At 58.4% G+C, this 25,741-nt stretch carries 23 protein-coding genes; 19 read left to right on the top strand and 4 right to left on the bottom strand.

Features of this window, described 5'->3' with window-relative positions; all coding sequences use genetic code 11:
* Positions 1 to 5: 5 nt before the first annotated feature.
* From IEU99_RS08045 to IEU99_RS08035, 3 genes are all read left to right on the top strand, one after another.
* Entirely contained in the window at positions 6 to 1,448 is a 1,443-nt protein-coding gene (locus tag IEU99_RS08045; RefSeq protein ID WP_128890183.1) for a S1C family serine protease, read from the top strand.
* Between the two features lie 94 nt (positions 1,449 to 1,542).
* Positions 1,543 to 2,133, top strand: a complete 591-nt coding sequence (locus IEU99_RS08040) for a MogA/MoaB family molybdenum cofactor biosynthesis protein (RefSeq protein WP_229718434.1) — start codon at positions 1,543 to 1,545, stop codon at positions 2,131 to 2,133.
* Entirely contained in the window at positions 2,133 to 2,327 is a 195-nt protein-coding gene (locus IEU99_RS08035) for a hypothetical protein (protein WP_128890181.1), read from the top strand. Before IEU99_RS08040 ends, IEU99_RS08035 begins: the two co-directional genes overlap by 1 nt.
* A gap of 54 nt (positions 2,328 to 2,381) precedes the next feature.
* Here IEU99_RS08035 and mscL read toward each other — a convergent pair whose 3' ends face one another.
* The 3 genes from mscL to IEU99_RS08020 form a co-directional block, all read right to left on the bottom strand.
* A complete protein-coding gene (gene mscL / locus IEU99_RS08030) occupies positions 2,382 to 2,828 on the bottom strand; it encodes a large conductance mechanosensitive channel protein MscL (protein ID WP_128890180.1) in 447 nt (148 codons plus the stop codon).
* A gap of 142 nt (positions 2,829 to 2,970) precedes the next feature.
* Complete coding sequence (locus tag IEU99_RS08025; protein ID WP_128890179.1) at positions 2,971 to 3,627, bottom strand: CpaB family protein; 657 nt, start codon at positions 3,625 to 3,627, stop codon at positions 2,971 to 2,973.
* A gap of 52 nt (positions 3,628 to 3,679) precedes the next feature.
* The gene (locus tag IEU99_RS08020; RefSeq protein WP_128890178.1) at positions 3,680 to 4,270 is read right to left on the bottom strand and encodes a 5-formyltetrahydrofolate cyclo-ligase; all 591 of its coding nucleotides are present in this window, start codon (positions 4,268 to 4,270) and stop codon (positions 3,680 to 3,682) included.
* A gap of 153 nt (positions 4,271 to 4,423) precedes the next feature.
* Between IEU99_RS08020 and IEU99_RS08015 the strand changes: the two genes are divergently transcribed.
* The 6 genes from IEU99_RS08015 to IEU99_RS07990 all read left to right on the top strand — a co-directional run bounded on the left by IEU99_RS08015 (position 4,424) and on the right by IEU99_RS07990 (position 9,714).
* On the top strand, positions 4,424 to 5,344 hold the full coding sequence (locus IEU99_RS08015; RefSeq protein ID WP_128890177.1) for a UTP--glucose-1-phosphate uridylyltransferase: 921 nt from the start codon (positions 4,424 to 4,426) through the stop codon (positions 5,342 to 5,344).
* Positions 5,345 to 5,502: 158 nt separating this feature from the next.
* A complete protein-coding gene (gene glp, locus IEU99_RS08010; protein WP_128890176.1) occupies positions 5,503 to 6,759 on the top strand; it encodes a molybdotransferase-like divisome protein Glp in 1,257 nt (418 codons plus the stop codon).
* 3 nt (positions 6,760 to 6,762) lie between these two features.
* The gene (locus tag IEU99_RS08005) at positions 6,763 to 7,461 is read left to right on the top strand and encodes a GNAT family N-acetyltransferase (RefSeq protein ID WP_128890175.1); all 699 of its coding nucleotides are present in this window, start codon (positions 6,763 to 6,765) and stop codon (positions 7,459 to 7,461) included.
* A 113-nt stretch (positions 7,462 to 7,574) separates the two neighbouring features.
* A complete protein-coding gene (sepX, locus tag IEU99_RS08000; protein ID WP_128890174.1) occupies positions 7,575 to 8,633 on the top strand; it encodes a divisome protein SepX/GlpR in 1,059 nt (352 codons plus the stop codon).
* A 9-nt stretch (positions 8,634 to 8,642) separates the two neighbouring features.
* On the top strand, positions 8,643 to 9,056 hold the full coding sequence (locus tag IEU99_RS07995; RefSeq protein WP_128890173.1) for a DoxX family protein: 414 nt from the start codon (positions 8,643 to 8,645) through the stop codon (positions 9,054 to 9,056).
* Positions 9,043 to 9,714, top strand: a complete 672-nt coding sequence (locus IEU99_RS07990; RefSeq protein WP_229718433.1) for a zf-HC2 domain-containing protein — start codon at positions 9,043 to 9,045, stop codon at positions 9,712 to 9,714. The genes IEU99_RS07995 and IEU99_RS07990 overlap by 14 nt, the downstream gene beginning before the upstream one ends.
* Positions 9,715 to 9,730: 16 nt before the next feature.
* Here the strand turns inward: IEU99_RS07990 and IEU99_RS07985 are convergent, their stop codons facing one another.
* The gene (locus IEU99_RS07985) at positions 9,731 to 11,341 is read right to left on the bottom strand and encodes a dolichyl-phosphate-mannose--protein mannosyltransferase (RefSeq protein ID WP_128890171.1); all 1,611 of its coding nucleotides are present in this window, start codon (positions 11,339 to 11,341) and stop codon (positions 9,731 to 9,733) included.
* A gap of 353 nt (positions 11,342 to 11,694) precedes the next feature.
* On the opposite strand from IEU99_RS07985, the gene IEU99_RS07980 reads away from it, so the two are divergent.
* The 10 genes from IEU99_RS07980 to IEU99_RS07935 all read left to right on the top strand — a co-directional run bounded on the left by IEU99_RS07980 (position 11,695) and on the right by IEU99_RS07935 (position 25,687).
* On the top strand, positions 11,695 to 13,545 hold the full coding sequence (locus IEU99_RS07980; protein ID WP_371869482.1) for a BCCT family transporter: 1,851 nt from the start codon (positions 11,695 to 11,697) through the stop codon (positions 13,543 to 13,545).
* Positions 13,546 to 13,807: 262 nt separating this feature from the next.
* Entirely contained in the window at positions 13,808 to 15,166 is a 1,359-nt protein-coding gene (locus IEU99_RS07975) for a YkvI family membrane protein (RefSeq protein ID WP_188358302.1), read from the top strand.
* Positions 15,167 to 15,303: 137 nt separating this feature from the next.
* On the top strand, positions 15,304 to 16,155 hold the full coding sequence (rsmI, locus tag IEU99_RS07970; protein WP_128890169.1) for a 16S rRNA (cytidine(1402)-2'-O)-methyltransferase: 852 nt from the start codon (positions 15,304 to 15,306) through the stop codon (positions 16,153 to 16,155).
* Positions 16,156 to 16,208: 53 nt separating this feature from the next.
* A complete protein-coding gene (metG, locus tag IEU99_RS07965; RefSeq protein WP_128890168.1) occupies positions 16,209 to 18,041 on the top strand; it encodes a methionine--tRNA ligase in 1,833 nt (610 codons plus the stop codon).
* Between the two features lie 4 nt (positions 18,042 to 18,045).
* Positions 18,046 to 18,876 carry a TatD family hydrolase gene (locus IEU99_RS07960; RefSeq protein WP_128890167.1) on the top strand — a complete coding sequence of 277 codons (831 nt, stop codon included), beginning with the start codon at positions 18,046 to 18,048 and terminating at the stop codon, positions 18,874 to 18,876.
* A 198-nt stretch (positions 18,877 to 19,074) separates the two neighbouring features.
* Complete coding sequence (locus tag IEU99_RS07955) at positions 19,075 to 20,220, top strand: resuscitation-promoting factor (RefSeq protein ID WP_128890166.1); 1,146 nt, start codon at positions 19,075 to 19,077, stop codon at positions 20,218 to 20,220.
* A gap of 68 nt (positions 20,221 to 20,288) precedes the next feature.
* A complete protein-coding gene (gene rsmA / locus IEU99_RS07950; protein ID WP_128890165.1) occupies positions 20,289 to 21,167 on the top strand; it encodes a 16S rRNA (adenine(1518)-N(6)/adenine(1519)-N(6))-dimethyltransferase RsmA in 879 nt (292 codons plus the stop codon).
* Positions 21,154 to 22,068: a 4-(cytidine 5'-diphospho)-2-C-methyl-D-erythritol kinase gene (locus IEU99_RS07945; protein WP_128890164.1), complete on the top strand. Its 915-nt coding sequence runs from the start codon at positions 21,154 to 21,156 to the stop codon at positions 22,066 to 22,068. The genes rsmA and IEU99_RS07945 overlap by 14 nt, the downstream gene beginning before the upstream one ends.
* Positions 22,056 to 23,864 carry an ABC-F family ATP-binding cassette domain-containing protein gene (locus IEU99_RS07940; RefSeq protein WP_128890163.1) on the top strand — a complete coding sequence of 603 codons (1,809 nt, stop codon included), beginning with the start codon at positions 22,056 to 22,058 and terminating at the stop codon, positions 23,862 to 23,864. The genes IEU99_RS07945 and IEU99_RS07940 overlap by 13 nt, the downstream gene beginning before the upstream one ends.
* Positions 23,861 to 25,687 (top strand): alpha/beta hydrolase, encoded by a 1,827-nt coding sequence (locus tag IEU99_RS07935; protein ID WP_128890162.1) that lies wholly within the window; start codon positions 23,861 to 23,863, stop codon positions 25,685 to 25,687. The genes IEU99_RS07940 and IEU99_RS07935 overlap by 4 nt, the downstream gene beginning before the upstream one ends.
* The last annotated feature ends 54 nt before the right edge of the window (positions 25,688 to 25,741 follow it).

The following is a 25,741-nucleotide window of genomic DNA, read 5'->3' as shown; positions in this document are numbered from 1 at the left end:
CCACCATGACTGATCCCAATGAGCCCACCAACGATCCGATGAACGCCTCTACGGGCGATTCTTTTCGGCAGCGCCCCACTGAGGAAACTTCCAAATTAGAGCGCGTGCAAAGCCCTTATGGCCAGCACACTCAGACCCCGCAGCACCAGCAGGATCGCGGCTGGCAGCCAGAGCAGACTGCACAGCCGAACAACACGGCGCAGCCCAACAGCACTGCGCAGCAGAATAATGCAGCCCAGCAGGCGCCCGTTGGTGCCGAGCACGGGCAGCAAAGGGCAACCGCCACATCAGAGGAGCCTGGCGGCCCTTATGATGCGCAGCAGTGGGCTGCTCAGCCGGTGGCAGTTCAACCAAGGCAACGTCGGCGCGTCTCGCTTGGTACGGCGATCGCGATGACGCTGGTGGGTGCGATTGCCGCTGGTTCGGTCACTGGCGTCTATGCCTATCGTTCTCAGCAGCCAGAGACTGCGTCCTCGGCCATTGAGTCCTTTAATCAGCCGGTGAAAGACACCACCGCTAATCCTCCGGCAGCGGGTTCGGTGGAGGCTGTTGCTGCGAAGGTTTTGCCTTCTGTGGTGTCCATTCAGGTGGTTGGGCGCAGTGGTGGCGATGAGGGCTCGGGCTCAATTATTTCCTCTGATGGCTATATCTTGACCAATAACCACGTGGTCGCTGCCGCTGCGGATGGCTCAGCTCGTATGGCGGTGGTGTTAAATGATGGCCGTCAATTTGAGGCAGATTTTGTAGCAGGTGATCCCAATACGGACGTGGCTGTGATTAAGTTGCGCGGTGCCGAGGGCCTGCCCACCATCAACTTTGGTGATTCTTCCAATTTGACGGTGGGGCAGGAGGTTGTGGCTGTTGGTTCGCCGCTGGGCTTGTCTGCCACGGTGACTACCGGCATTATCTCTGCAGTCAATCGTCCGGTGCGTGCTTCGGGCGCGGCCACGGGTCAGTCTTCGCTTATCGATGCGATCCAGACCGATGCCGCCATTAACCCTGGTAACTCCGGTGGCCCTTTGGTGGATATGCAGGGCAATTTAATCGGTATGAACTCCATGATTGCCTCCTTGAGTAATACTCAAGAAAACCTCGCTGGTTCGATCGGTTTGGGTTTTGCCATCCCATCCAACTTTGCCCGCCGTGTGGCGCAGCAGCTCATTGATAATGGCGAAGCCTCCCAGCCCATGATTGGTGTGGAGGTAGCTGCCAATGCGAATCTGCGTGGCGCCTTAGTTGCCCAGGTGCAGCCGGGTGGTCCTGGTGATCGCGCAGGTATTAAGCGTGGAGACGTCATCATTCGCGTTGGTGATCGCACGATTGATAGTGCCGATGCCTTGGTTGCCGCGGTGCGTTCCAGTGGTTTTGGCGAGACGGTCAAGGTGCAGATTGTGGATGAAAATGGCGCTAATCCCCGGGAGGTAGAGGTCACGCTCACGAACGAGTAGGTTTAAGTGCAACGATCTACTTCATCCTCCTATGCCAGGGTGTTCGCGCCTCAGCCGCACACCCCTAGGCTCAACGCGGAAGGGCCTCATCCACGTGAATGCATCTGAGATCTTCTCCAATAACCAGCGTGATGTTGATTCGCGCTTCGATATCGAAGAGCCCTCTGAGGAATTCTTCAAAGCCCAGGAGCAGGAGCTTTTCGACGCCCCACGCTGCGCATTGATCGTGCTCGTCACCGATCACACCATGCGCTCAGGCGTTGATACTGATCGTTTGACTGCGGAGCTTTTAAGCGAAGCTGACTTCAAAGTCGATGGGGTAGTAGAGGTAACGAAGCGCCGTTCGGAAATCCGCAAAGCCATTGAAACCGGTGTTGCAGGCGGTGTGGATTTGGTACTCACCGTGGGCGGTACTGGCGTTGGCCCTCGCGATCACACACCGGAAGTTACGCGCGACTTACTGGATAAGAACGTCCCCGGCATCGCCCAGGCCCTGCGCGCTTCGGGTCTTGCCTGTGGTGCCGTTGATGCCTGCACCTCCAGGGGCATCGCCGGGGTGTCGGGATCGACGGTGATTGTTAATCTTGCTGCCTCGCGTGCAGCGATTCGCGATGGCATGGCAACTCTGCCGCCCTTGGTGCATCACCTGATCGACCAACTGCGACGCGCCTCTATGGATATCTAGTGCCCGCAAGAAAACAACGCAGAAGAATCACCCGCACCTGCCCTGAGGCATATGACCGCAACGCCGATGAGGTGCAATCAAACCACAGCGCTGATGCTCAAAGGGTGGTCGAACTTGATGCGGAATCCCCGGAGCTTAGCGAGTCGCAATTCTGGAAGGAACAGCGACCCCCGCACTATGGCGGCGAAAGCTAAAAACACCCCCGTTCACAAACATGATGTGAGCGGGGGTGTGGGCTTAGCTAGCACCTAGTTCGTCTCGGGGGCGTCGCTGTGGCGCGGTTCCAGACCTTCTTGTTTACGCAGCAGATCGCGGATTTCGGTGAGCAACTCCGCCTCGATGGACACAGGGGCTTCATCTTCGCTTTGCTCATCTACGCCTCGGCGCAGAAGCTGCAATTGGCTGAGCTTGTTCATCGGCACAATAAGTACGAAGTACACCACGGCTGCGACGATGAGGAAGTTAATAAAGGCAGTGATCACGGCGCCGAAGTCCATGAAGGTGGCTTCATTGCCTTGGCGGATATAAAACCCGAGGCCAGTCACGTCCGCGCCGCCGAGCGAGGCGATCATTGGATTAATCAAATGATCCGAAAAAGACGTAACGATTGCGGTGAAAGCAGAACCAATCACCACGGCAACCGACAACTCAACAACGTTGCCACGCAAAATAAAGTCTCTAAAGCCCTTGAGCACGGGTGTTCTCCATTCCTTTTGAGGTCTCAGTGATATAAGGCAGGCTCACATCTGGGAAAATGAGCGCAATCCTGACAAGGGTAGGGGCTTTGGCAAGAACTGTGCGAATCCTCGTGCAACCTTGTGGGCCAAGAATCTCGGCTTATTGGGCTCTCGCGCCGGTAATCACCACCGCCAAAGGTTGGGCCAGCGAGGCGGCAGCCACAGCCTGCGCTGCCTGTGCATCGAGGCGCAACAGCACTCCTTGGAGCTCACGTTGGGTGCCAGTATTGCCCGCTTTTGCCTGGTGGCCTGCGAAAATGACCTGCGCTCCTTCGGCAATGATCCGCGCCGGTGCGTGCTCATCGCCGGCACTGAGCACAGTGACGGTATCGCCTGGCACGAGCATGGTGGCCACGGTGGCGTCGACAAGCGTTAAAGGCACAATGTGAGCCGACTGCCCCGGTGCCGTCGAGGAGATTTCGCCCACAGCGGCGCTCGTGAGTTCTGGATCGAGCACATCACCCACGGCTGCGAGGCTTCCGTTTTTGCGATCCAGCAGCGTAATCCTGCCAAGCAGATCATCTTTGCGAAGCTCTTGGGCCAATGCTTCCGGCACATCGACGCGCTCAATATCGCCTTCTTGCAGCACCTCGCCGGCGTGGAGATCACGGGTATAGCGGAAGGCCGAAGCCTGGTCAGACGATCGGGAACTCACGGTGATCAGCACCGCGGCAAGTAGTAGGGATACTGCCAAGATTCGGCGAAGCAAAAGGGTACGGGCAAAACCTGGGTGCCGGAGGCGTTGAAAAATGCTCACACCATACTTAGACGAAAAACTCGGCCCGAGGTTCCATAGGGATGCTAAAAATTCAGCACTCGTTTGGCCAAAGTTTATCTGGGGTGATGGTCCAATCGCAGCCAGCATCATGGGCTTCAGTGGCAATGTCGACTGGATACTCATGACCAAACAGCAGCAAGGCCGATGCAGTGGTGATTCCTGTAAGAGCGCGGTCATAAAAACTGGCTCCCTTGCCCAAGCGAATCCCCTGTGCAGAAGCGGCCAAGGCCGGGACGATGATCAAGTCCAAATCTTCCAGGATGGCACTTGAGTGATGAGGCTGAGGTGGCTCGGGGATGTTGTAGCGCCCCGGAAGCAGGGTCGAATCGCCCTGGTATTGCCCCCACTGGAGCACGCCCTTGGGTAAACAGCAAGGCAGCCAAAGCTGCTGGCAACGAGAAGCAAGAAACGGCACAAGATCCTTGCCACCCGGCTCCACGGCATCTGGCACATAGGCGGCTACCCGCTGGGCTTGGGTGGAGCGCAACAGGTGATCCAAATGTGCCAGGATTGCCGCATTGGCGCTTTCGCGCTGCTGTTCAGTCATGGCTTGGCGCGCCGAGGAAAAATGCCTGCGCTGTTCAGATTTCTGAGTTGCTACGTTCGCACTTTCGGGCTGCATGAGCTTTATGCTAACGCCGCTGAGAGCTCAGGCGGTAGCGATGGCGTGGGTAAAAAGGGGTGAAGAAGCTACCGCAAAAGTGCTGAAAATTATGCGCACTAGCCACAGTGGCGAAGTCCGGAATCACCCCCACCGCGTTGTACACTTCCCCCTATGAACACTCCCAGCGAACACGATAAGTGCGCGGTGAAAACCGTCGTGGTGCCCGCAGCAGGTATGGGAACCCGATTCCTGCCGGCCACGAAAACCGTGCCAAAAGAGTTGCTCCCGGTAGTTGATACTCCGGGCATCGAGCTGATCGCTGAAGAGGCTGCGCAATTAGGGGCTACCCGCCTGGCAGTGATTACTGCACCGAATAAACAAGAGGTTCTCGAACACTTCAAGCGCTTCCCACACCTGGAAAAGACCCTGGAATCCCGCGGCAAAGACGAACAGCTTGCCAAGGTGCGAAGGGCCGCAGAATTGATCGAGGCCGTTGCCGTGGAGCAACCAGAACCCTTGGGTCTTGGGCATGCCGTAGGCCTTGCAGAATCCGTGCTCGATGACGAAGAAGACGTAGTAGCAGTCATGCTACCCGACGACCTAGTCTTGCCTACCGGCGCGGTGGAAAAGATGCTTGAGGTGCGACAGGAACTCGGCGGCAGCGTGCTGTGCGCCTTCGATGTAGATGAAGACGAAGTAGTAAAGTACGGCGTTTTCGAAATCGAAGAAGTGGACTATCAAGGCCCGCACACCGTCAAACGTGTTCGCGGCATGGTGGAAAAGCCAAGCAAAGAAGCGGCGCCATCGACGTTTGTGGCCACCGGCCGTTACCTGCTCGACCGCGCCATCTTCGATGCGCTCAAGCGCATTACCCCAGGTGCCGGCGGTGAACTGCAATTAACCGACGCCATCGATCTACTCATCCAAGAAGGCCACCCCGTGCATATTCTGGTGCATGAAGGAAAACGCCACGATCTTGGCAACCCCGGCGGCTATATCCCGGCAGTGGTGGACTTTGGGCTCGCGCACCCGGTGTACGGCCCGAGTTTGCGCCAGGCGCTGCGAGACATCCTCGAAGAGCACGGCGTCTAAACTGCAGCACAATCTGTGGTGACTTCAGCCTCTGGCACCAGCGGCTGCATTACAGTAAAAAGGGCAGTTAATAAAGGGGTAGTTGCAGGCCACTTTGGGGCACCGGCATCCGGTGCTGATGGATTGGTGCTTGCACAAACCCCCGGAAGGAGTACTCAGTGCGCTCAGTTGAGCAGCAACTCGCCATCGTTGAACAAGCAGCGGTGGTTCCTGAGCCTGTCCGCATCGCCATTGCGGAATCACTCGGGCTGATGTGCGCCGAGGAAGTACAGGCCACGCGCCCTTTGCCGGGCTTTGATCAGGCAGTGATCGACGGGTACGCAATCCGCGCCGTTGATATCGGTGGCGAGCGCGGCCTTGCCCGCGGATCAGGCCCCGTTGCGGTGGAAACCTCCTTGCCGGTGGTTGGCGAAGTAGCGGCAGGTTCTCAAAAGCCACTCCGCCTCCAGCCCAAACAGGCAGTTCGGGTGCATACCGGTGCCCCCATTCCAGCCCTGGCAGATGCCGTATTGCCGTTGGAGTGGTCCGACCGTGGCAAAAAACGCGTGACTGCCACCCGCCCGGTGCGTTCGGGGGAATTCGTGCGCAAAGCCGGCGACGATATCACCCCTGGTGACGTAGCCATTAGCAGCGGTGCCATCATTGGTCCTGCGCATATTGGCTTGCTGGCAGCCGTTGGTCGCTCGAAGGTATTGGTGTACCCGCGCCCGCGTCTTTCCATCATCTCTATCGGCCACGAGCTGGTCGATATTGATCGCGACCCAGGCCTTGGCCAAGTCTTTGATGTGAATTCCTATGCTCTTGCTGCCGCTGGGCGCGATGCGGGAGCCGATGTGCACCGCGTTGGCATTGCAGCCGGCGAGCCCCGAAGAATTCGCGACATTATTGAGGCCCAGGCCGTCCGAAGCGAAATCATCGTGATCTCCGGTGCCGTGGGAGGTTCCGGTTCTGAGCATGTGCGCGAGGTGCTGCAGCAGATTGGCGAAGTGGATACCACCCGCGTGGCGATGCACCCGGGTTCGGTGCAGGGCTTTGGCATGATCGCCGATGACACCCCAGTGTTCCTCTTGCCGAGCAACCCGGTGAGCTCCCTGGTGATCTTTGAAACCTTCGTGCGCCCCATGATTCGACTCTGTTTGGGTAAGCGAAACCCCAAACGCCGCACGGTCAGGGCGAGGGCGTTGAATCATGTTGGCTCCAAGGCAGGCCGCAGAGGCTTCGTGCGAGCCCGACTCATGCGCGATGCGGAAACTCAGGATTACCTGGTAGAAGGCCTCGGTGCCGCCAATGGTGCTCCTGCGCATTTGCTCGCCGGTATGTCTGAGGCCAATGCCATGATCCAGATCCCAGAGGAAGTAACCGAGATCCGCCCCGGCGATATTGTAGAAGTGATCTTCTTATCCCAGGGACGCTAAACCATGCAGCGCCTTTTTAACTGGCTTGAGCCCTCGGCACAAGCCCCAACGGGCCCGCGGCATCCACGGCATCCCGGTTGGAAGGAATACACCCCAACCCTTCGTGTGGGAAGCCCAGCGCAATTTCACCGAGTGACCTTGCGGCCCTTGGAATTTAGCGATGCTCAACCGTGGAGTGAGCAAAGAAAACGCAACCAGGCAGTACTAGAAGCAGTAGAACCAACCATCCAAGGCTCCTGGGAGCAGGCTCATTCCATGCAAGGGTGGAAACAGTATTTCTACCCGCTCAACCAGGCGGCGTACCAGGGCCGTGCTGTGCCTTTTGCCATTGTGGTGGACGGCCATTTTGCAGGTCAGATCACCTTGGATGAGCTTCGCGGCATGCCGTGGCAAGACTGTGTGGTGGGCTATTGGGTGGACGCTCTTTTGTGGGGCAGAGGTATTGCCACCGCTGCGTGTGCCTTAGCGGTCGATCATGCTTTTCGACGTGTCGGCGTCCACCGGGTCCAAGCGACCTACCTGCCCGATAACCCCGCATCGGGAGCAGTGCTGCAATCCGTTGGCTTTGAACAAGAAGGACTGCTGCGCGGCAATATGCATATCAATGGGCGCTGGCAAGATCACTTCTGTGTCGGCCTCAACCGCGACCGATACACCTCCACGGCCGTCGAACGCCTAAAGCGCGCTGGCCGGGTCTTTTAGCATTCTTTTTACGGCGTGCCTCCAGGAGCGCGGTGGTGAAGCGGGCTACATTGGAATTTCGATAAAACTCGCCCGCAGTCTGTGGGTCGTGGATTGAGAAAGGCAAGTGGCTCGTGTCTGGAACCATCGCAATCATCCTCATCGCCTCGGTGTGGCTTTTCGTGCTCGCCCCGTGGCTGCTGCGTGGCCATCGACCCATTTCTAAAGCTGGCGGCGCCTTCGAAGAAACCCGAGTGGTGTACCAGGGTGGGGAAGAAGAGCTGCCTCAGCAGCGTCGACCCCGCGTGCGCAAAGAGGATATTCACGTCCACGATGAACACGAAGACTACGAGGTAGTCCTTGCCGAGGACACCGAAGATGTGCTCGAGGATGCCCCAGGGGCAACGCTTGGCGATTTGCTGCGCGATGCCAAGGATAAGTTCAAAAAGAAGCGCGGTGCAGACGAAGCGGCAGAGCCAATCCCGGCCGTGGTCGATGGCGAAGTTGTTCACGAGCTACCAGCAGCCGAAACTACCGAAGACGTTGAGCAAGAGCCTGAAGCTCAGCCAGTGGTAGACGACTACGACTATGAAGACGAAGCCAGCGAATACACCTATGGCGATGCCTACGAAGGCCCCGCTGATTGGATGCACCCTGAAGCAGAGGATGCAGAGCCCGTTGCCGCAGATGACTACAGCGAAGATCCAGTAGACGAGGTTGAAGAACTCGACCAGACCGATCTTGAATTCGCGGCCCGTCGCGTCGGCCGCGGCGGTTGGGACCCAGAGGCTGCTCGAGCCTATCGCCAACAGCGCCTGCGCCGCCGCCAACAATGCGTGGCAGGCTTTAGCGCAGCAGCAGTGATCACCTTGGTTGCCGCTATCTTTGCCGGCGGTTGGGTGTGGGCACTGTTTGCCTTGGCAGCGGCGTTGCTCGCGGCCTATTTGGTGGCGTTGCGCCGCCAGGTGCTTGCAGAAGAAGCACTGCGCCGTCGCAGGATCCGCCAGCTACGACGCGCACGCATGGGTGTGAGGAATGCAGACGATGGAGCGCTCGGCGTTCCGGATCGCCTGCGCCACCCAGGTGCAGTGGTCTTAGAAATTGACGATGACAGCCCAGACTTCGGCCACCTTGACACTGTGCAAGTTGAAACGGTCGAGGTTGATGATCTGCACGCCCGCCGGGCTGGCTAAGGACTGCCCATGGATCGTCCGGCGATACGCGACGCGGCGCTATTGATCCTTCGCCTGGTATTGGGCGTGGTCTTTGTCGCCCACGGCTATCAAAAATTCTTCCTTCAAGGAATCACCGAAGTCACCGGCCAATTCAGCGCCCTTGGCATACCGCAACCAAAACTCAGTGCCGTGTTAGCAGCAAGCAGTGAACTCATCGGTGGTTCCCTTTTGATCGTCGGCCTGCTCACCACCTTCGTGGCCGGCGCCCTTGCCTTGCTGATGATGGCTGCGATGTACTTTGTGCACATGGGATCGGGATTTTTCCTTGAAGATGGCGGCATCGAATACCCGCTCGTCTTAATCGCCGCCTTATTCATCGTGGTGATTTTCGGCAGCGGACGCGCCAGCGTTGATGGGGTACTCAGCCGTGCTGAATTGTGAGCAAGTCAAGGCCGCACTTTCTGCACGCCTTGACGGGGAAGACCCCGGCATTAGCGAAGACGTCCTCGACGCCCACGTTCATGCCTGCGAGCAATGCCAGGCTTTCTATGAACAAGCCGCGATGCTCAACCGGCAGCTCACCTTCAACCAGGAACAACCCCAAGCCCCCGATCTTTCAGCGGCCATCTTGGATGGCGTGGAATCCACCTTCCAACAAGAAGCGGCTCGTCGAGCCGCAGGAGCCGCACTCGCGCGCGTGGCAATGGTGATTGTTGCTTGCGCGTGGATCATTTGGGCAGTGGTGGTGCTCTTACGTCCTACCTCCAACATTGTCGATGCCGACCCCTATGAGTCACAGCTTGTGATCGAGGCCGTCTCCTTGCGCTGCGCCTTAGCCTTCGGGCTGATGTTTAGCGCCTGGCAACCCCGCTTTATCCCAGGGCTGCTTCCCGTGGTTGGGGGATTGTGGATGTTTACCTTCGGTATGTCGATGCGCGACCTGATCACCGGCAATATTGGCGGCAGTATGGTGATGCAATTACTCCTGCTTTTCGCCACCTTGCTGAGCATGCTGTTGGCGTGGTTAAGCGAAAAAGGTTGGGTGCTGATCAAAGAGACGCTGGCATCGCTGAGCGCGACGCCACGTTCACAGCGCTAGCACCAACTATTACCAACTAGTACCAGCTCGGCAACCAGATCAATTGATCGAACCAACTGCTCGGAATTAAAAATCCGTACAAGATGGGCAAGAAGTAGAAGAACATCGCGAGCACCAAAGCCAGGTAGCACACCACGATGCGCCTGCCATTGCTCAGTCGATTCCACCAGGCAGGTGCAAAGCGCACACGCTTGGCTCGCCCAAGCCATCCTTGGTGAGGTTGCGCCAATTCATCGCAGCATATCGCCAGCATGCAGATGCTAAACGGCACCAGGGCGGTGGCGTAAAAGAAGTACATCTGGCGGTCGTAATTGATTAGCCAAGGCAAAAAGCCCGCGAGGAAGGCAACGAGCGGGATGCCATAGCTATAGTGCTTGCGAATGATCACCGAATACGCTGCCCACACCACGATCGGGATCGTCATCCACCAGATCGCCGGGGTGCCGAATAAGAAGAGCATCTGCTGGCAAGTAGTACCGGCGCAACGCTGATCGGTGGAGGAAAAGTACAGCAAGGGGCGTGCTGCAACCAGCCAATCGAAAGGCTTGGACTCCCAAGGGTGGTGGTGGCCTTCAGAATTGGTCAGCGTGGAGTGAAATTCCAAGACCGAGACGTGGTAGTGCACAAAGCCCGCGATGGATTCGGGGAGCCACTGCAAGGCGCTATCCGCGGCGATGGTGCCATCGCGAAGGGCGTGGCGATACACCGCGGTTTCGCTGCTAAACCAAGCACGCCAGCTAGCCAAGTACACGCCCACCGGCACAATCACCAGCGAGGCAAAAGCCGGAAAGGCATCGAGACCTAAAGCCCCAAGGATAGGACGTTTGGCACCTAGGCGGTGGCGTCGAAAAGCATCGAGGCCTACAGCTAAGAGCCCGAAAAAGGCCATGTAATACAGCCCCGACCATTTCACGCTCAGTGCAAGGCCAAGGCTGATGCCGCAGGCAAAACGCCACCAGCGAAAACCAATGCGATACCCATAACGCGACATCGGCACCTGCTTGGCCCAGGCTGCGGCCACGGCTCGGTTTTGCTGCTGATGGTCTAAGACCAGGAAGTAGGCGGCGGCAACAATGCAGGCCACCTGCACAATATCCAACATGCCAAAACGAGACGTGACTAATAAGACGCCATCGAATACGGCCAAAAGGCCCGCCACGGTTGCGGCGAAAGGCGAGCGGGTGAGCCTGCGGCACAGCGCCATAATCAGCAACACCACCGCCACGCCGATGAGGGCGTTCATTACTCGCCAACCAAGCGGGGTGTAGCCGAAGATGGCCTCGCCAATGGCCGTGACCTGCTTCGCTAGTGGGGGATGGACCACCAAGCCAAAACCCGGGTTGAGTTCGCTGCCGCCAATGAGCAGGTTGTCTGTGGACTCATAAATGTCGTAGGCCTGGGGCACATAGTGCTTTTCATCAAAAATCGGTGTCCCGTGATCGGTGATGGCACCGAGTTTGATAAACCGCGTGATCAGCGCCAGTACGGCAATGATGGCGGTGCTCACCGTATCGCCGCGAGTCCAGCGATATTGAGAAGAAGCAAGCAAGGCAGCATCGCTGGCAAAGGCACCGCGAGGGGTTCGTGCGAAAGGCCTACGGGCGAGGCTGCGTTGCTTCAATGCCATGGGTAGCAGTGTACGACACGACCCCCGAGCGCCTACCCATCCTCTTTTTGTCGCCTTCGTGCCCTAGGAAAAGGCGGCTTCAAGGCCGGGCGGGCAGCTCAATTTTGGCGCCCTGCCTCCAGCCCGGAGAGGAGAAAAATGCACCGTATTCTGCAATTGTTATAGTTTTGTTACGTTCATGCGGTGCTTTTATGGATCGTACTGCGCTTATACATCGCCAGAAAATGTGCATTTGTATGAAAGATACTGGCAATTTTAGGCAGAACCTTGGAGTTCAATTTGAATTAGCACGGTATATACGGATCATTGAAACCATGAACGAATCTGCCGAAAATAACCCTGCGCAGGGTGAAATGAAAGAATCCGGAGGCGGCGTCCCTCGCGCTGAGTCTTCGGGCTCTGGTGCAGCTTCATCCACTCCTAATGAGCAGCTTGAGCAGCAGCGCGAAGGCTCATCTGCCACCGCACAATTGGCTGCGTTGCTCAGCGAGGCGGATGAAGTCGACCAGAGTGTGAGCACCTACAAGGAAGAAGACCGCTCCTATAAGGGCGAGGGCGTTGCCAAAGTAAACTGGCACGTCACCGCACCAGCAGTGATCGTCTCGCTCATCGTGGTGATCTGGGGCATTTTCGGCCGTGAGAGCTTCTCTAGCTTCTCCTCTACAGCCTTGGCCTTCGTGGTGGACAACTTCGGTTGGGCATTCGTGCTGTTTAGCACCGTGTTCCTCGTCTTCGGCTTCGGTGTGGCGCTGAGTAAATTCGGCCGCATCAAACTTGGCCGCAATGACGAAGCCCCGGAGTTCTCCACCGTTTCGTGGATCGCCATGATGTTCGCTGCCGGTATGGGCATCGGCCTGATGTTCTACGGTGTGGCCGAACCGCTGACCGACTACCTCAACGGTGTCCCAGGCCATGAGCCCCGCAACGTCTCCCAGGCAATGTCGACGACCTTGCTGCACTGGACCTTGCACCCCTGGGCCATTTACGGCATCTTCGGTCTGGCTATCGCCTACTCGACCTTCCGCTTGGGCCGTCGCCAGCTTCTGAGCTCGGCGTTTATCCCGCTCATCGGTGAGCGCCGCGCTAAAGGCGCACTGGGTAACTTCATCGACTTCGTTGCCATTGTGGCCACGATCTTCGGTACCGCCTGCTCCTTAGGCATTGGCGCAACGCAGATCTCCGCTGGCCTGGATGCCTCCGGTCTGATCGACAACCCGGGCACCAAGACCATCATCCTGATCGTCTCCGTGCTCACCCTGGCATACCTGATCTCTGCAATGTCAGGCGTTGGCAAGGGCATTCAGTACGTATCCAACATGAACATGGTGCTGGCAGCGCTGATCGCCATCTTCGTGTTCGTCGTTGGCCCGACCGTGACCATCCTGAACTTCATCCCGGGTTCTATCGGCGCGTACCTGTCCAACTTCTTTGAGATGATTGGCCGCACCGCGGAGTCCTCCGACGGCACCGCTGGTGAGTGGCTGAGTAGCTGGACCATCTTCTACTGGGCATGGTGGATCTCCTGGAGCCCCTTCGTGGGCATGTTCCTGGCCCGCATCTCCCGCGGCCGTACCATCCGTGAGTTCCTCTTTGGCGTTATGCTCGTGCCCTCGGGTGTATCGGTGGTGTGGTTCGCCATCTTCGGTGGCACCGCCATCCACCTCGAGCAGATTGGCGAGTCGATCTTCGGAGACGGCAACGCTGAATACCAGCTCTTTGATCTGCTGCAGCACTTCCCGGGCGGCCACGTGATCGCCATGATCGCCGTGGTATTGCTGGCCACCTTCTTCATCACCTCGGCGGACTCCGCCTCCACGGTGATGGGTTCAATGAGCCAGTCCGGCCAGGTTGATGCAAACCGTTACGTCTCCGCCATCTGGGGTCTGATGGTTGGCCTGATCGGTATGACCATGTTGCTTACCGGCGGCAGCGACGTGCTGAGCAACCTGCAAAACCTCACCATTATCGCGGCGAGCCCCTTCCTCGTGGTGATCATCGCCTTGATGTTCGCCATCCTGAAGGATCTGCGAAATGACGAGATCTACCTGGATTATCGTGAGCAGCAGCGCTTCGCAGCCCGCCTGGCACGCGAGCGTCGCATCCACGTTGATCGTGAAAAGCGTGCCCAGGCACGCCAGCGCCGAAGCGGCATGCGTGAGATGCGCAAAGCCGCCCAGGCTGAGCGCAAGGCTCATAAGAAGTAGCATTAGCTTTTAAGTCTTCCTTCCACGACCCGGACATCGACACACGCTGTGATGGATCGGGTCGCGGTTGTGAGCACGATATTCACCTGAGTTTTTCCTAAGCGCGCTGCGTCGGCAACGCAGCGATCATGCAAGGCTCCACTGATAGCAGCGCGCTGACATTATTGAACTTTCATTGATTTCCCAGCTTCGCTGGCATCCCGACGGCGTACCACCCTTGCTGCTCGGGAAACCTTCACCTTGAGAAAGGATGAGCTAACCCATGCTCAAAAGAACGCTAAGCACCGCGATGGCTTTCGTCGGCATCGTGATTGGTGCTGGTTTCGCTACCGGCCAGGAGGTGTTGCAGTACTTCGTCTCACACGGCTCGATGGGCATCTGGGGCGCACTTGTCTCCGGACTCGTCATGGTGGCTGCCGGCACCGCTGCGTTGCAGCTCGGCAGCTACTTCCTGGCCAATGATCACTCGGTGGTGCTGCGCCGCATCGCCCACCCGATCGTTGCCCGCATCCTCGACGTCGGCGTGCTCATCACCTTGTTCTGTACCGGCTTCGTTATGTTCGCTGGTGCAGGCTCCAACATGGAGCAGCAATTCGGTTGGCCAATCTGGGCCGGCTCCTTCATGATGCTCGTGCTGGTGCTGCTGGCCGGTCTGCTCAACGTAGACAAGGTCACCAACGTGATCGGTTCGATCACCCCGCTGATCATCATCTTCGTGGCAGTGGCCGTGGTTTACGCGATTATCAACAGCAACGGTGACGCAGAAGTACTCAACGCGGCATCGAGCGAAATTAACTCCGCCACCCCCAACTGGCTGGTTTCTGCGCTGAACTACGTTGGTCTTGCCCTGATGATGGGCTGCTCTATGTCCATCATCATCGGTGGCAATAACTTCAACCCCCGCGCTGCTGGTCTTGGCGGCATGCTCGGCGGCCTGATCTACGGCATCATGATGATCATCTCCACCTGGGGTCTGTACTCCGTGGTGGATAGCGTGGGCCAAGACGATGTGCCCATGCTCACCATCGTGAACATGATTAACCCAACCTTGGGTCTGATCATGTCCATCGTGATCATCGGCATGATCTTCAACACCGCGATCTCGATGTTCTACGCCTTTGGTAAGCGCGCCACCTCAAGCCGCACCAAGCTGTTCTATCCAGTATTTGCTGCAAGCTGCGTGGTGGGCTGGGGCTGCTCCTTCCTCGGCTTCAGGACCCTCGTCGGCCTGGTCTACCCAATCCTTGGCTACATGGGCATCTTCCTGGCTGCCGTGGTGGGTATTGCCTGGATGCGCAGCCTGGCAAAGATCCGTGAAGAGCGTAATCGCCGCGAAAAGATCCACGAGTTGGTGCGCCGCAAGCTGGATCCGAACATGCGCTTTAGCTCCAAGCAGGCTCGACAATTGGAGCGCTACACCGAAGAGTCGGTGCTAGAAACCGAGCAGATTGCAGAGTCGGTGCGCGAGGAAGTCAAGCACGACATTGCCTCCGACCACGACCAAGAAACTGCAGAAGAGGCTGTGCCTGATGAGGGCAAGCTGAAGCTGCCGGATCACGCAGGTCACCACCACCTGGGTGAAGAAGCAGAACAAAAGAAGGACAAGGAGCAAGACTCCTAACCAGAGCCTTCTTCTACCAGCAGGGCATCGCTTCATGGCGGTGTCCTGCTGGTTTTTTATATCCCAAGGCGCAAAAACGAGCCGGCGCAGCATGCCCTTGCTGCTGGCTGGCTTTTGGCTGTGCCACACTAAAAGCTATGCATAGTGAAGCTCAACTGCCCAAAGGCGTGGTGCTAGCAGCAACTCCGCTTGGCAACCCCCAAGACGCAAGCGAACGCCTCCGCTTCGCTCTCGAACACGCGCCGGTGATTGCCTCGGAAGACACCCGCCGCACCAGAGCTTTGGCACAGGCCCTCGGCGTGGAGATCCGCGGCAAGGTGATTAGCAATTTTGATCACAACGAGGCCGAGCGCGTCCAGCAGCTACTCCAGGCCGCCAGGACGCAGACGGTGTTGGTGGTCACCGATGCTGGAATGCCTATCGTGTCCGACCCCGGCCTGCCTCTGGTGGCCGCAGCCCATGATGCTGGCATCCCGGTGTCCTGCATCCCCGGCCCTTCTGCGGTAACGACAGCGCTTGCGCTTTCAGGCTTGGGCGTTGGCAAATTCATCTTCGATGGTTTTGCTCCCAGGAAACAAGGCCAGCGTCGTTCCTGGTTGGAGTCTTTGCAGCATGAGACTCGCGCGGTGTGCTTTTTCGAATCTCCTCACCGACTTGCAGAAACACTGCGAACCGCAACAGAGGTGTTGGGCGCGCAGCGTCGAGCAGCGGTGGCGCGCGAGCTGACCAAAACCTATGAGGAGGTGCGCAGGGGCACGCTTGAGGAGCTCGCCCACTGGGCCGAATCCGGGGTTCGCGGTGAAATCACCGTGGTGATTGAAGGTTCGAGCCACACCCAGGGTGATCCGGAGCAGTTGGTTGAGCAAGTAGCTCGCCTGGTGGAGGCGGGGATGCGCCTCAAAGCCGCCGCAGCCGAGGTGGCCACGGTGCATAAGGTGAGCAAGAAGCAGCTTTACGACGCCTACCTTGCGCATCAGCAACGCCAATAATTGCCAACCCCCGAATCGCATTCGGGGTGCACAGTAAATTAAGCTCAGAACTTATGAATTCTCCTGTGCTCGTCGCTGTTGCATGGCCTTATGCCAATGGACCTCGCCACATCGGACACGTGGCCGGCTTTGGTGTTCCCTCCGACGTCTTTGCTCGCTTCCAGCGAATGCGTGGGGCAGATGTGCTGATGATCTCCGGTACCGATGAGCACGGCACCCCCTTGCTGGTGCAGGCAGATAAAGAAGGCGTGACCGTCCGAGAGCTCGCCGATCGCTACAACCGCCAGATCGTCGAGGATTTGGCTGGGTTGGGCTTAAGCTACGACCTCTTTACCCGCACCACCACCCGCAACCACTATGCGGTGGTGCAAGAGCTCTTCCGCGGTCTGTATGACAACGGCTACATGCTCAAAGAAACCACCCAAGGTGCGATCTCGCCTTCGACCGGCCGCACGTTGCCGGACCGCTATATCGAGGGCACCTGCCCGATCTGTGGTGCCGATGGCGCCCGCGGTGATCAATGCGATACCTGCGGCAACCAGCTCGACCCGGCAGACCTGATTGATCCGGTTTCTAAAATCAACGGGGAGACCCCGGAATTTGTAGAAACAGAGCACTTCCTGCTCGATCTGCCCTCGCTGGCAGAGGCCCTTGGCGCATGGCTGCGCGGGCGTGAGCAGTGGCGTCCGAATGTACTGAAGTTCTCCTTGAACCTCTTAGATGATCTGCGCCCACGCGCCATGACCCGCGATATCGACTGGGGTGTGCCCATCCCGATCGAAGGGTGGCAAGACAATAACGCCAAGAAGCTCTACGTCTGGTTTGACGCAGTCGTTGGCTACTTGTCCGCCTCCATTGAGTGGGCGCATCGCGAAGGCCGCCCCGATGCATGGCGCGAATGGTGGACCAACCCTGAGGCAGTGAGCTACTACTTCATGGGTAAAGACAACATCACCTTCCACTCCCAAATCTGGCCGGCTGAGTTGCTCGGCTACCAGGGCAAGGGGGCGCGTGGCGGCAATGAACACGAGCTTGGCGCACTGCAGCTTCCCACCGAGGTCGTATCTTCCGAGTACCTCACCATGAGTGGTTCGAAGTTCTCCTCTTCCAAGGGCGTGGTGATCTACGTTAAGGACTTCCTCAAAGAGTTCGGCCCAGATCCTCTGCGCTATTTCATTGCCGTGGCAGGTCCGGAAAACACGGATACTGATTTCACCTGGGATGAGTTTGTCCGCAGGAATAACAATGAGCTTGCCAATGGCTGGGGCAACTTGGTCAACCGCACCGTCAGCATGGCCTTTAAAAACTTCGGCGAAGTACCCGAGCCCGGCCCATTGGAGGCAGAAGACCAGGCCCTGCTCGATTTGGCTTCCCAGGCCTTCGAGGTGGTGGGCGATGCGTTGTCGAAGAACCGCTTTAAAGCCGGCATTACCCACGCCATGCATGTGGTGGGTGAAACCAATGCGTATATCGCAGCTCAGGAGCCCTGGAAGCTGGCGAAGGATCCCGAGCAGCGCCAGCGTCTAGCCACCGTGCTGTGGACGGCTTTGCAGGCAGTAAGCGATTGCAACACGCTGCTGACCCCGTATCTGCCGCATACCGCTCAGCGTGTGCATGAGGCACTTGGCCGCGAGGGTGTGTGGTCCGGTATGCCGGAAATCCAAGAAGTTGCCGATGACATGGACGTGCAACCTGTTGGCGCCGGCCTGCCTGAGGCTGGGGCTCACTATCCGATCATCACCGGTGACTACGAAGCCGCGCAGGCGCGTTGGCAGCGCATTGAGGTGCAGGCTGGCACCGCGCTGCAGAAGCCGAAGCCGCTGATTGCCAAGCTTGATCCCGAGCTGGCAGAAACCGGCCCCGAGTGGGCTCCGGTGGTGAAGTAGCGCGATGGGCAAGAAGAAGCCACGTCCAACGCCGGTGCCTGCTGATCATCCAGGCGGCATGGTCGATGCGCACACGCACTTAACGAGTGCGCGCGATAACGTCGAAAAGCTGCTTGAGCGTGCCCAAAAAGCCGGCGTTGAGCGCATGTGCACCGTGGGTGATGGGGTAGAAGAAGCTGCCCAGGCGCTTGCGATTGCCCAAGCGCAACCCAATGTGGTGGCTGCCTGCGCGGTGCATCCCACCAAGGCGCATCAGCTTGATCAGCAGGCACGGGCACGCCTTGAGGCGATGGCAGCCGACCCGGCGTGTGTGGCTATTGGTGAAACAGGCCTTGATACCTACTGGATTCACCACGACCCCGACAACACCGCGGATCTGGCTACCCAACAAGCGGCGCTGGAGTGGCATATTGATCTTGCTATCAAGCACAACAAGGCGTTGATGATTCACAACCGTGAGGCAGATCAGCCCTTGATGGACCTGCTGGCTGCGGCACCAAAGCCTCCGCATACGATCCTGCACTGCTTTTCATCCCCGCTTGAGGTGGCAGAAGAAGCCCTCGGGCGAGGATATGTGCTGAGTTTTGCAGGCAATGCCACGTTTAAGCGCAATGAAATGTTGCGCGAAGCAGCCAGGATTGCGCCGATTGAGCAGATTCTGGTGGAGACAGACGCTCCTTATATGACGCCCGAGCCTTTTCGCGGATCGCCCAATGAGCCTTCCCTGATTGGGCATACCTATTTGGCGCTTGCCCAGGTGCGCGGCGAAGACCCGGCTGAGTTCGCAGCGGCCGTGGCACACAACTTTGATCGGGTGTACGGCCTGGAGGCTTAAGGCTTTTGCCCTTATACGGTTGGGACGTATGAGGGCGAAGCTTTCCGATGGTGTTGTTGTGACTCGTGTGGTTCTACCTGCGAGAATGTTTCCTACCGAAACTCCTGTGAATTTCGCGTAGATGGTTGGCATCGGCGCTTCGTTACCGTATTGTTACTTGCGTTCTCAACTCCTACACCCGGCGGGAAGCTAAGAATCTTGGGTATCAACCAGAAATCACGTTTGAACAACAACACTCGATCCATGCCACTGCGCCTTGCTACAGGCGGTGTGGTTGCATCGCTGGCAGTTGGCGGTGTGGCCATCGCGCAGCAGAAGAAGGACGTTGTTGTTGATCTCAACGGCGAGCAGCTCAACATGGTCACCTTGCGTGGCGATGTCGAAGGTGTGCTCAACCAAGCCAAGGTGGAACTGGGCGATCAAGACCTCGTAGCCCCCGGGCTGGATCAGCCAATCAGCGACGGCGACGTGGTCAAGGTTCGCACCATGAAGCAGGTTGCCGTCGTTGTCGATGGCAAGGAACGCTCCATTAACACCACCGCGGCCACGGTGGGCGAGATGCTTGAGCAGATGGGCACCGTGGGTGCGCCGCTGGATGCCCTTGAGGTATCCGAAGCAAAAGACGCCAAGCTTGCTAGCGAAGGCGAAAAAGTCGATGTTGTGACCCCTAAGCTGGTCAAGCTCAACGATGGCGCAAAGACCACCTATGTGCGCATCGCTGCAGCCACCGTCGGTGATGTGCTCTCCCAGCGCGGCATCAAGCTGGGCAAGAACGATCGCCTTTCTCCCTCTAAAGACACCAAGGTCACTGAAGACACCGAGATCACCATCGATCGCGTAGATATTCAGCGCCAGACCGTCGAGGAAGCCTTCAACGTGCAACCCAAGATCGTTGAAGATCCAGAAAGCTTTGAAGGCGAAGAGCGCGAGTTGGAACCTGCCGTGCCGGGTAAGCGCAAAGTGACCTACAAGGTGGTGCGTGTAAACGGCAAGGAGCAGGAAAAGACCGCAGAAAAGCAAGAGGAACTCCTTCCAGCACGCCCAGCCACCATCGCCCGAGGCACGAAGCAGAAGGCTTCGGCACCGGCAGTGGCCAATGGTGGCGTGTGGGATCAGATTGCCCAATGTGAGTCCGGCGGCAACTGGGCCATCGATACCGGCAATGGCTACTCCGGCGGCCTGCAATTTGCCGATTCCACCTGGGCAGCACACGGCGGAACCGCCTATGCGCCACGCGCATCGCAGGCTACTCGCGAACAGCAAATCGCGGTGGCAGAGCGCGTTCAAGCCTCCCAGGGCTGGGGCGCATGGCCGGCGTGTACCTCTCAGCTTGGAATTCGCTAACGCTTTCAAGGGATAGGCCGGAAGGCAGCATTTCTTGCACTGCTCATCCGGCGGTAGATTTGATCTTCATGGATCCCTCCCACGCGCATCTTCTAGGCCCTGCCGATATTCGTGAGTTGGCGGCACGCATCGACGTCACGCCAACCAAGAAACTCGGCCAGAACTTCGTGCACGACCCAAATACCGTGCGCATGATTCTTGCCGCCGCAGATCTGCGCCCAGACGATCACGTGGTGGAGGTAGGTCCGGGGCTCGGCTCGCTGACCCTCGGCCTGCTCGAAACAGTCGAGCGTGTCACTGCAGTAGAGATCGACCCTCGCTTAGCCGAATTGCTGCCTACCACGGTGGCCACCCGCGCGCCGGGGCTGGAACACCGGCTGGCATTGATCCACAGCGACGCGCTTAAGATCCGCGCCGAAGATATCCAAACCCCCACAGCGCTGGTGGCGAATTTGCCCTATAACGTCTCGGTGCCCGTGCTGCTTCACCTCTTGGAGCTTTTCCCCAGCATCCGCAGGGTGTTGGTGATGGTGCAATCGGAGGTCGCTGATCGCCTCGCGGCCAAACCAGGCAGCAAAATCTACGGGGTGCCCAGCGTGAAGGCGGGCTTTTATGGCGAGGTTCGCCGCGCAGGATCGATTGGCAAAAACGTTTTTTGGCCTGCGCCGAAAATCGAATCCGGGTTGGTGCGCATCGACTGCTTTGCAAGCCCCGATCAGCCCTGGCCGCGCGATGCCGAGTTAAGGAAGCAACTCTTCCCATTGATCGACGCCGCTTTCGCCCAAAGAAGAAAAACCCTTCGCTCCGCGCTCAAGGGGCATTTCGGTTCCGCCGCCGCGGCAGAAGCAGCACTGCTTCGAGCAGGGATCGAACCCTCTGCTCGTGGCGAAACACTGTCTACCGCCGACTATGTTCGGCTTGCCCAGGAGGTAGCTGGTGAGCAATAGCATTCGCGCTCGTGCACACGCCAAAATCAATCTCCACCTCGGGGTTGGACACCTGCGTGAGGACGGCTACCACGATCTTGTCAGCGTGTTCCAATCCCTATCGCTTTCAAGCATCGTAGAAATCACCCCGGCGAGCTCACCTGGAACATCCCTGGTAGCAGCGCTTCAAGCAGATGCACCGGGAGTCCCCGAAGATGAATCGAATCTGGCATGGAAGGCCGCCGAGGCACTAGCGCGACGTTCTGGTGAAACGCTCCCGCGCATCAATATCGCACTGCACAAAGGCATTCCCGTGGCAGGAGGCATGGCCGGAGGTTCCGCCGATGCGGCTGCCACCCTCAAGGCCTTAAACGCCACATTGCAGCGGCCTTTAAGCCAAGAAGTATTGCTTGAGATTGCAGCAGAACTCGGTTCCGATGTGCCCTTTACCCTCCTAGGAGAAACCCGGGTGGGCACCGGCAGGGGAGAAGCCTTGACCCCCTTGCTCTCACGGGGTGAATACCACTGGGCTTTGGCCTTTGCTAAGCAGGGGCTTTCCACACCTGAGGTGTTTGCCAAACTCGACTCCATGCAGCGCGAAGCGCACCTGAGCTATGAGGCAGTAGCCCAGGCCTTGCTGCAGGCCGATGCGCACGCTCTTGCTGATGCGCTGCACAATGATCTGCAAGCCGCCGCATTGTCGTTGCGTCCCGAGCTGCGCAAGGTAATTGCCATGGGCGAGCGCGCCGGCGCGCTGCGTGGCATTGTTTCTGGTTCTGGGCCTACCTGCGCATTCCTGTGCGCCGATGCTGCCGTGGCCGAAGAAGTTGCCGCCGAGCTGGGCGTGTATTATCGCACCGCTACCGCCACAGGCCCCGCACCCGGGGCAACCGTTCTTGAAGGATCTACATGGTCAATCTGATCAACTTAGAAAACGTCTCCAAGTCTTTCGGGCTGAAAACGCTCCTAGATCAGGTAAGCCTCGGCGTGCAATCGGGCGACCGCATCGGTGTGGTTGGTCTTAATGGTGGTGGTAAAACCACCCTGCTAGAAGTACTCGCCGGCATTGAACCCCCAGATAGCGGCAGGGTGAGCCACAATTCCTCATTGCGCATGGCGGTGGTGACCCAACGCGCCGAGCTCGACCCGGAAAGCACCGTGGGTGACGTGGTTCTTGCACCCCTTGGCCTTGCCACCTATGAGTGGGCCTCCAATGCCAAAGTGCGAGAGGTGCTCAGCGGTATCGGTGTTGATGCTTTAGGGCTTGATGCCAAAGTTGGTGCCCTATCCGGCGGTGAGCGCCGAAGGGTAAATCTCGCAGCAGCCCTCGTGCAGGAACTCGACCTGGTGATCCTCGACGAGCCCACCAACCATCTCGATGTAGAAGGCGTGGAATGGCTTGCCAAGCATCTGCTCCAGCGCAATATCGCCGTGGTGGTGGTCACCCACGATCGCTGGTTCCTCGATACCGTGGCAACGCTGACCTGGGAAGTCCACGATGGTGCCGTTGATATTTATGAAGGCGGTTATAACGACTGGACCTTTGCCCGTGCAGAGCGCGCACGCCAAGCAGATGCAGCGGAGCAGCGCCGCCAAAACCTCGCCAGAAAAGAACTTGCCTGGTTGCGTCGTGGCGCACCCGCGCGTACCTCAAAGCCGCGCTACCGCATCGAAGCCGCCGAGGCCTTGATCAAAGATGTACCGGCCCCGCGCAATAGCGTGGAACTCATGGCCTTTGCCAAACAGCGCCAAGGCAAAGTGGTGGTGGAACTCGAAGACGCCACCATCACCACCCCAGACGGCAGGGTGCTGGTAGAGGATTTGACCTGGCGGCTTGCCCCGGGCGAAAGAATTGGCCTGGTGGGCGTGAATGGTTCAGGCAAAACCACACTCCTGCGCGCGCTTGCCGGTGCACACCCACTTGCCGCGGGCAAAAGGATCGAAGGTAAAACGGTGCGCCTCGGTTGGTTGCGCCAGGAACTCGATGATCTCGACCCGAACCAGCGCCTGCTCGATGCCGTAGAAGACGTGGCACGCTATGTGCAGCTTGGCAAGAAAGAACTCAGCGCCAGCCAATTAGCTGAAAGGCTCGGGTTCTCCGCAAAACGCCAGCGCACCCCGGTAGGGGATCTCTCTGGCGGTGAGCGTCGCCGCCTGCAATTAACTCGGGTGCTGATGAGCGAGCCCAACCTTTTGCTTCTCGACGAACCAACCAACGACCTCGATATTGACACCCTTCAAGAATTAGAGTCGTTGCTTGATTCCTGGGCGGGCACCTTGGTGGTGATCTCTCACGATCGCTACTTAATCGAGCGCATCGCGGATTCCACCTGGGCGCTGTTCGGTGATGGGAAACTCAGCAACCTTCCAGGCGGCATTGACTCCTACCTGGAACGTCGAAAAGCTCTTGCCCAAACGCCGGCGAAGCCAAGCTCCGAGCCTGCAACAAGCGAGCCTGAAAGCACTGCACCTGCGTTATCCAATAAGCAGTACCGAGAACTCAACAAACAACTCAGCGCCGCAATGCGAAAAGTGGAGCGTTTAGAAGAGGAAATCAACGCCATCGACGCGAAGATGGCAGCACTGGCCCAAGACGTGGAGGCACTCGATACCGCTCAACTAGCGGCGCTGGCCGAAGAAAAAGAAGCCCTCGAAGCCGAACGGGAAGAACACACGATGATCTGGCTGGAGGCAGCAGAAGCACTGGAGCAGGCGTGAGTCACTCCACCACGCCCACCTCGAAGGCCAAGCAGGCGCAAAAAACAGGCCGAAACGCTGCGCAAAGAGCCAGCAACCGGGCACAAATATTCTGGGATCGCCTCCACCCAGATAGCGTGGGGCTGCTCATCGGCACGGCCTTTTTCGCCCTTGCACTCACCCCCTCACTTTTGCCGCGCGATGCGCTCTACCAGGGTGTGGTGTGCGGGCTATGCGCTGCAACCGGGTATTTCATTGGAGTATTCGCCCGCTGGAATTGGAATGCTTGGGTCCAAGAGTTCCTCCTGCCGGTGTGGAAGAAGCGCCGGGTACATCTCAGCACCACCTGGAAGCGACGCATCGAAGGCGCGCTGCTATTTGCCGCCCTGGCGTGGCTTGCCGGCATGGTGCTGTTTTCGGTGCGGTGGCAACGCCAAGTAGCCCAGTACACCGATGCCCGCGAGCTTTCTACCAGTGAATACTTCCTGGTGTTTCCCATCGGCATTGGTCTTTGGCTACTGCTGGTACTTCTTGGCCGCAGTATCAATATCGCCACCGACTTCCTCATCGAACATGGCCCAAAGCGCCTCGATGTGGGGGTGCGCACGGTCAGCGCCTGGATCGGGGTTGGCATTATCGGGTTGGTGATTGCCAACCAGGTGGTGCCAGGAACCATCGTGGGCATGGGCGAAGCGATTTTTGCGCCACGAAATCAGCAGATCCGCGAAGACCTCCAACAGCCCAGCAATCCCGAGCGATCGGGAAGCCCGGATTCCATCAATGACTGGGAAGGGCTCGGCGCTTTTGGCACGCGCTTTGTTGGCCTGGGCCTGGATAAGGATGAACTTTCGGCACTGACCGGCCGCGAGGCCAAGGAACCGATCCGCGTGTACTCAGGATTGGCGCATGGCCACGATGATCGCGAGCGCGCCCAAAGGGTTGTAGCAGAGCTGCAAAGAACCCACGCGGAGGAAAGAAAAGTGGTGATGGTCGCCACCACCACGGGCACCGGCTGGGTCAATCCCACCGCCGCTCAAGCACTGGAATTGCTTTACGACGGAGACACCGCCATCGCCGCCGCACAGTACTCATACCTGCCCTCTGGCGTGCAATTTATTGCCAATACCGACGTGGTACGAGAAGCAGGACAAACACTGATCTCGGCGGTACAAGAGTGGTGGAATAACCTGGATCCGGCAACGCGGCCGAAGCTGCTCATCTATGGCGAATCCTTGGGCGTGGTGGCAGGCGAAGGCGCCTTTTCCGGCTTGCATGGCCTTGCCCAAGCCGCCGATGGTGTGCTGTGGGTAGGCCCGCCGCATTCCAGTACTCTCTGGCGCGATTTTGTTACCCGCCGCGATCCGGGAACCTACGAGGCTGATCCCGAATACGCCGCCGGGTTGGTGGTGCGTTTTGCTGGCACCAGGCAAGAAGTCCAAGAAAATCTCGGACCGCAGCCGATGTGGCGATCCACCCGCGTGCTGTATTTCCAGCACGCCACCGACCCGGTGGTGTGGTGGTCGCCATCGACGCTGCTCAAAGAACCGGATTGGCTCAAAGAACCAGCACAATTCGACAGAAGCCCAGCCATGCGCTGGTATCCCTTCATCACCTTCTTCCAACTCAGCCTTGATCTTCCCGTTGCCGCCAATGTGCCCAATGGGCACGGACATAACTACGGCACCGGCGTCATGGACGGGCTCGCTGCCATTTCCAATGAGGATCGATTTAGCACAAGCTTTGTGGAGCAACAGCGCCCGCTGCTTGAACAAGCCATGCAAGGCCAAGGCCCGGAAAAAGAAATCGGCGTAGATAACAGCGAGCAATTCAATAGCTCGCGTTAAATACGAATGTCATTTCCGGGGGAACTTTCTTTTACACCTCTACGACTAATCTTT

This window comes from Corynebacterium pelargi, assembly GCF_014635485.1.
In the GTDB taxonomy this organism is placed as follows: Bacteria; Actinomycetota; Actinomycetes; order Mycobacteriales; family Mycobacteriaceae; genus Corynebacterium; species Corynebacterium pelargi.
This window is presented reverse-complemented; position numbering and strand designations above follow the sequence as displayed.

Coding starts and splice junctions, on each gene's coding strand:
- IEU99_RS08045 (WP_128890183.1), top strand. CDS start 6: ATGACTGATCCCAATGAGCCCACCAACGATCCGATGAACGCCTCTACG.
- IEU99_RS08020 (WP_128890178.1), bottom strand. CDS start 4,270: ATGCAGCCCGAAAGTGCGAACGTAGCAACTCAGAAATCTGAACAGCGC.
- IEU99_RS08015 (WP_128890177.1), top strand. CDS start 4,424: ATGAACACTCCCAGCGAACACGATAAGTGCGCGGTGAAAACCGTCGTG.
- IEU99_RS08005 (WP_128890175.1), top strand. CDS start 6,763: ATGCAGCGCCTTTTTAACTGGCTTGAGCCCTCGGCACAAGCCCCAACG.
- IEU99_RS07995 (WP_128890173.1), top strand. CDS start 8,643: ATGGATCGTCCGGCGATACGCGACGCGGCGCTATTGATCCTTCGCCTG.
- IEU99_RS07985 (WP_128890171.1), bottom strand. CDS start 11,341: ATGGCATTGAAGCAACGCAGCCTCGCCCGTAGGCCTTTCGCACGAACC.
- IEU99_RS07980 (WP_371869482.1), top strand. CDS start 11,695: ATGAAAGAATCCGGAGGCGGCGTCCCTCGCGCTGAGTCTTCGGGCTCT.
- IEU99_RS07975 (WP_188358302.1), top strand. CDS start 13,808: ATGCTCAAAAGAACGCTAAGCACCGCGATGGCTTTCGTCGGCATCGTG.
- rsmI (WP_128890169.1), top strand. CDS start 15,304: ATGCATAGTGAAGCTCAACTGCCCAAAGGCGTGGTGCTAGCAGCAACT.
- metG (WP_128890168.1), top strand. CDS start 16,209: ATGAATTCTCCTGTGCTCGTCGCTGTTGCATGGCCTTATGCCAATGGA.
- IEU99_RS07960 (WP_128890167.1), top strand. CDS start 18,046: ATGGGCAAGAAGAAGCCACGTCCAACGCCGGTGCCTGCTGATCATCCA.
- rsmA (WP_128890165.1), top strand. CDS start 20,289: ATGGATCCCTCCCACGCGCATCTTCTAGGCCCTGCCGATATTCGTGAG.
- IEU99_RS07940 (WP_128890163.1), top strand. CDS start 22,056: ATGGTCAATCTGATCAACTTAGAAAACGTCTCCAAGTCTTTCGGGCTG.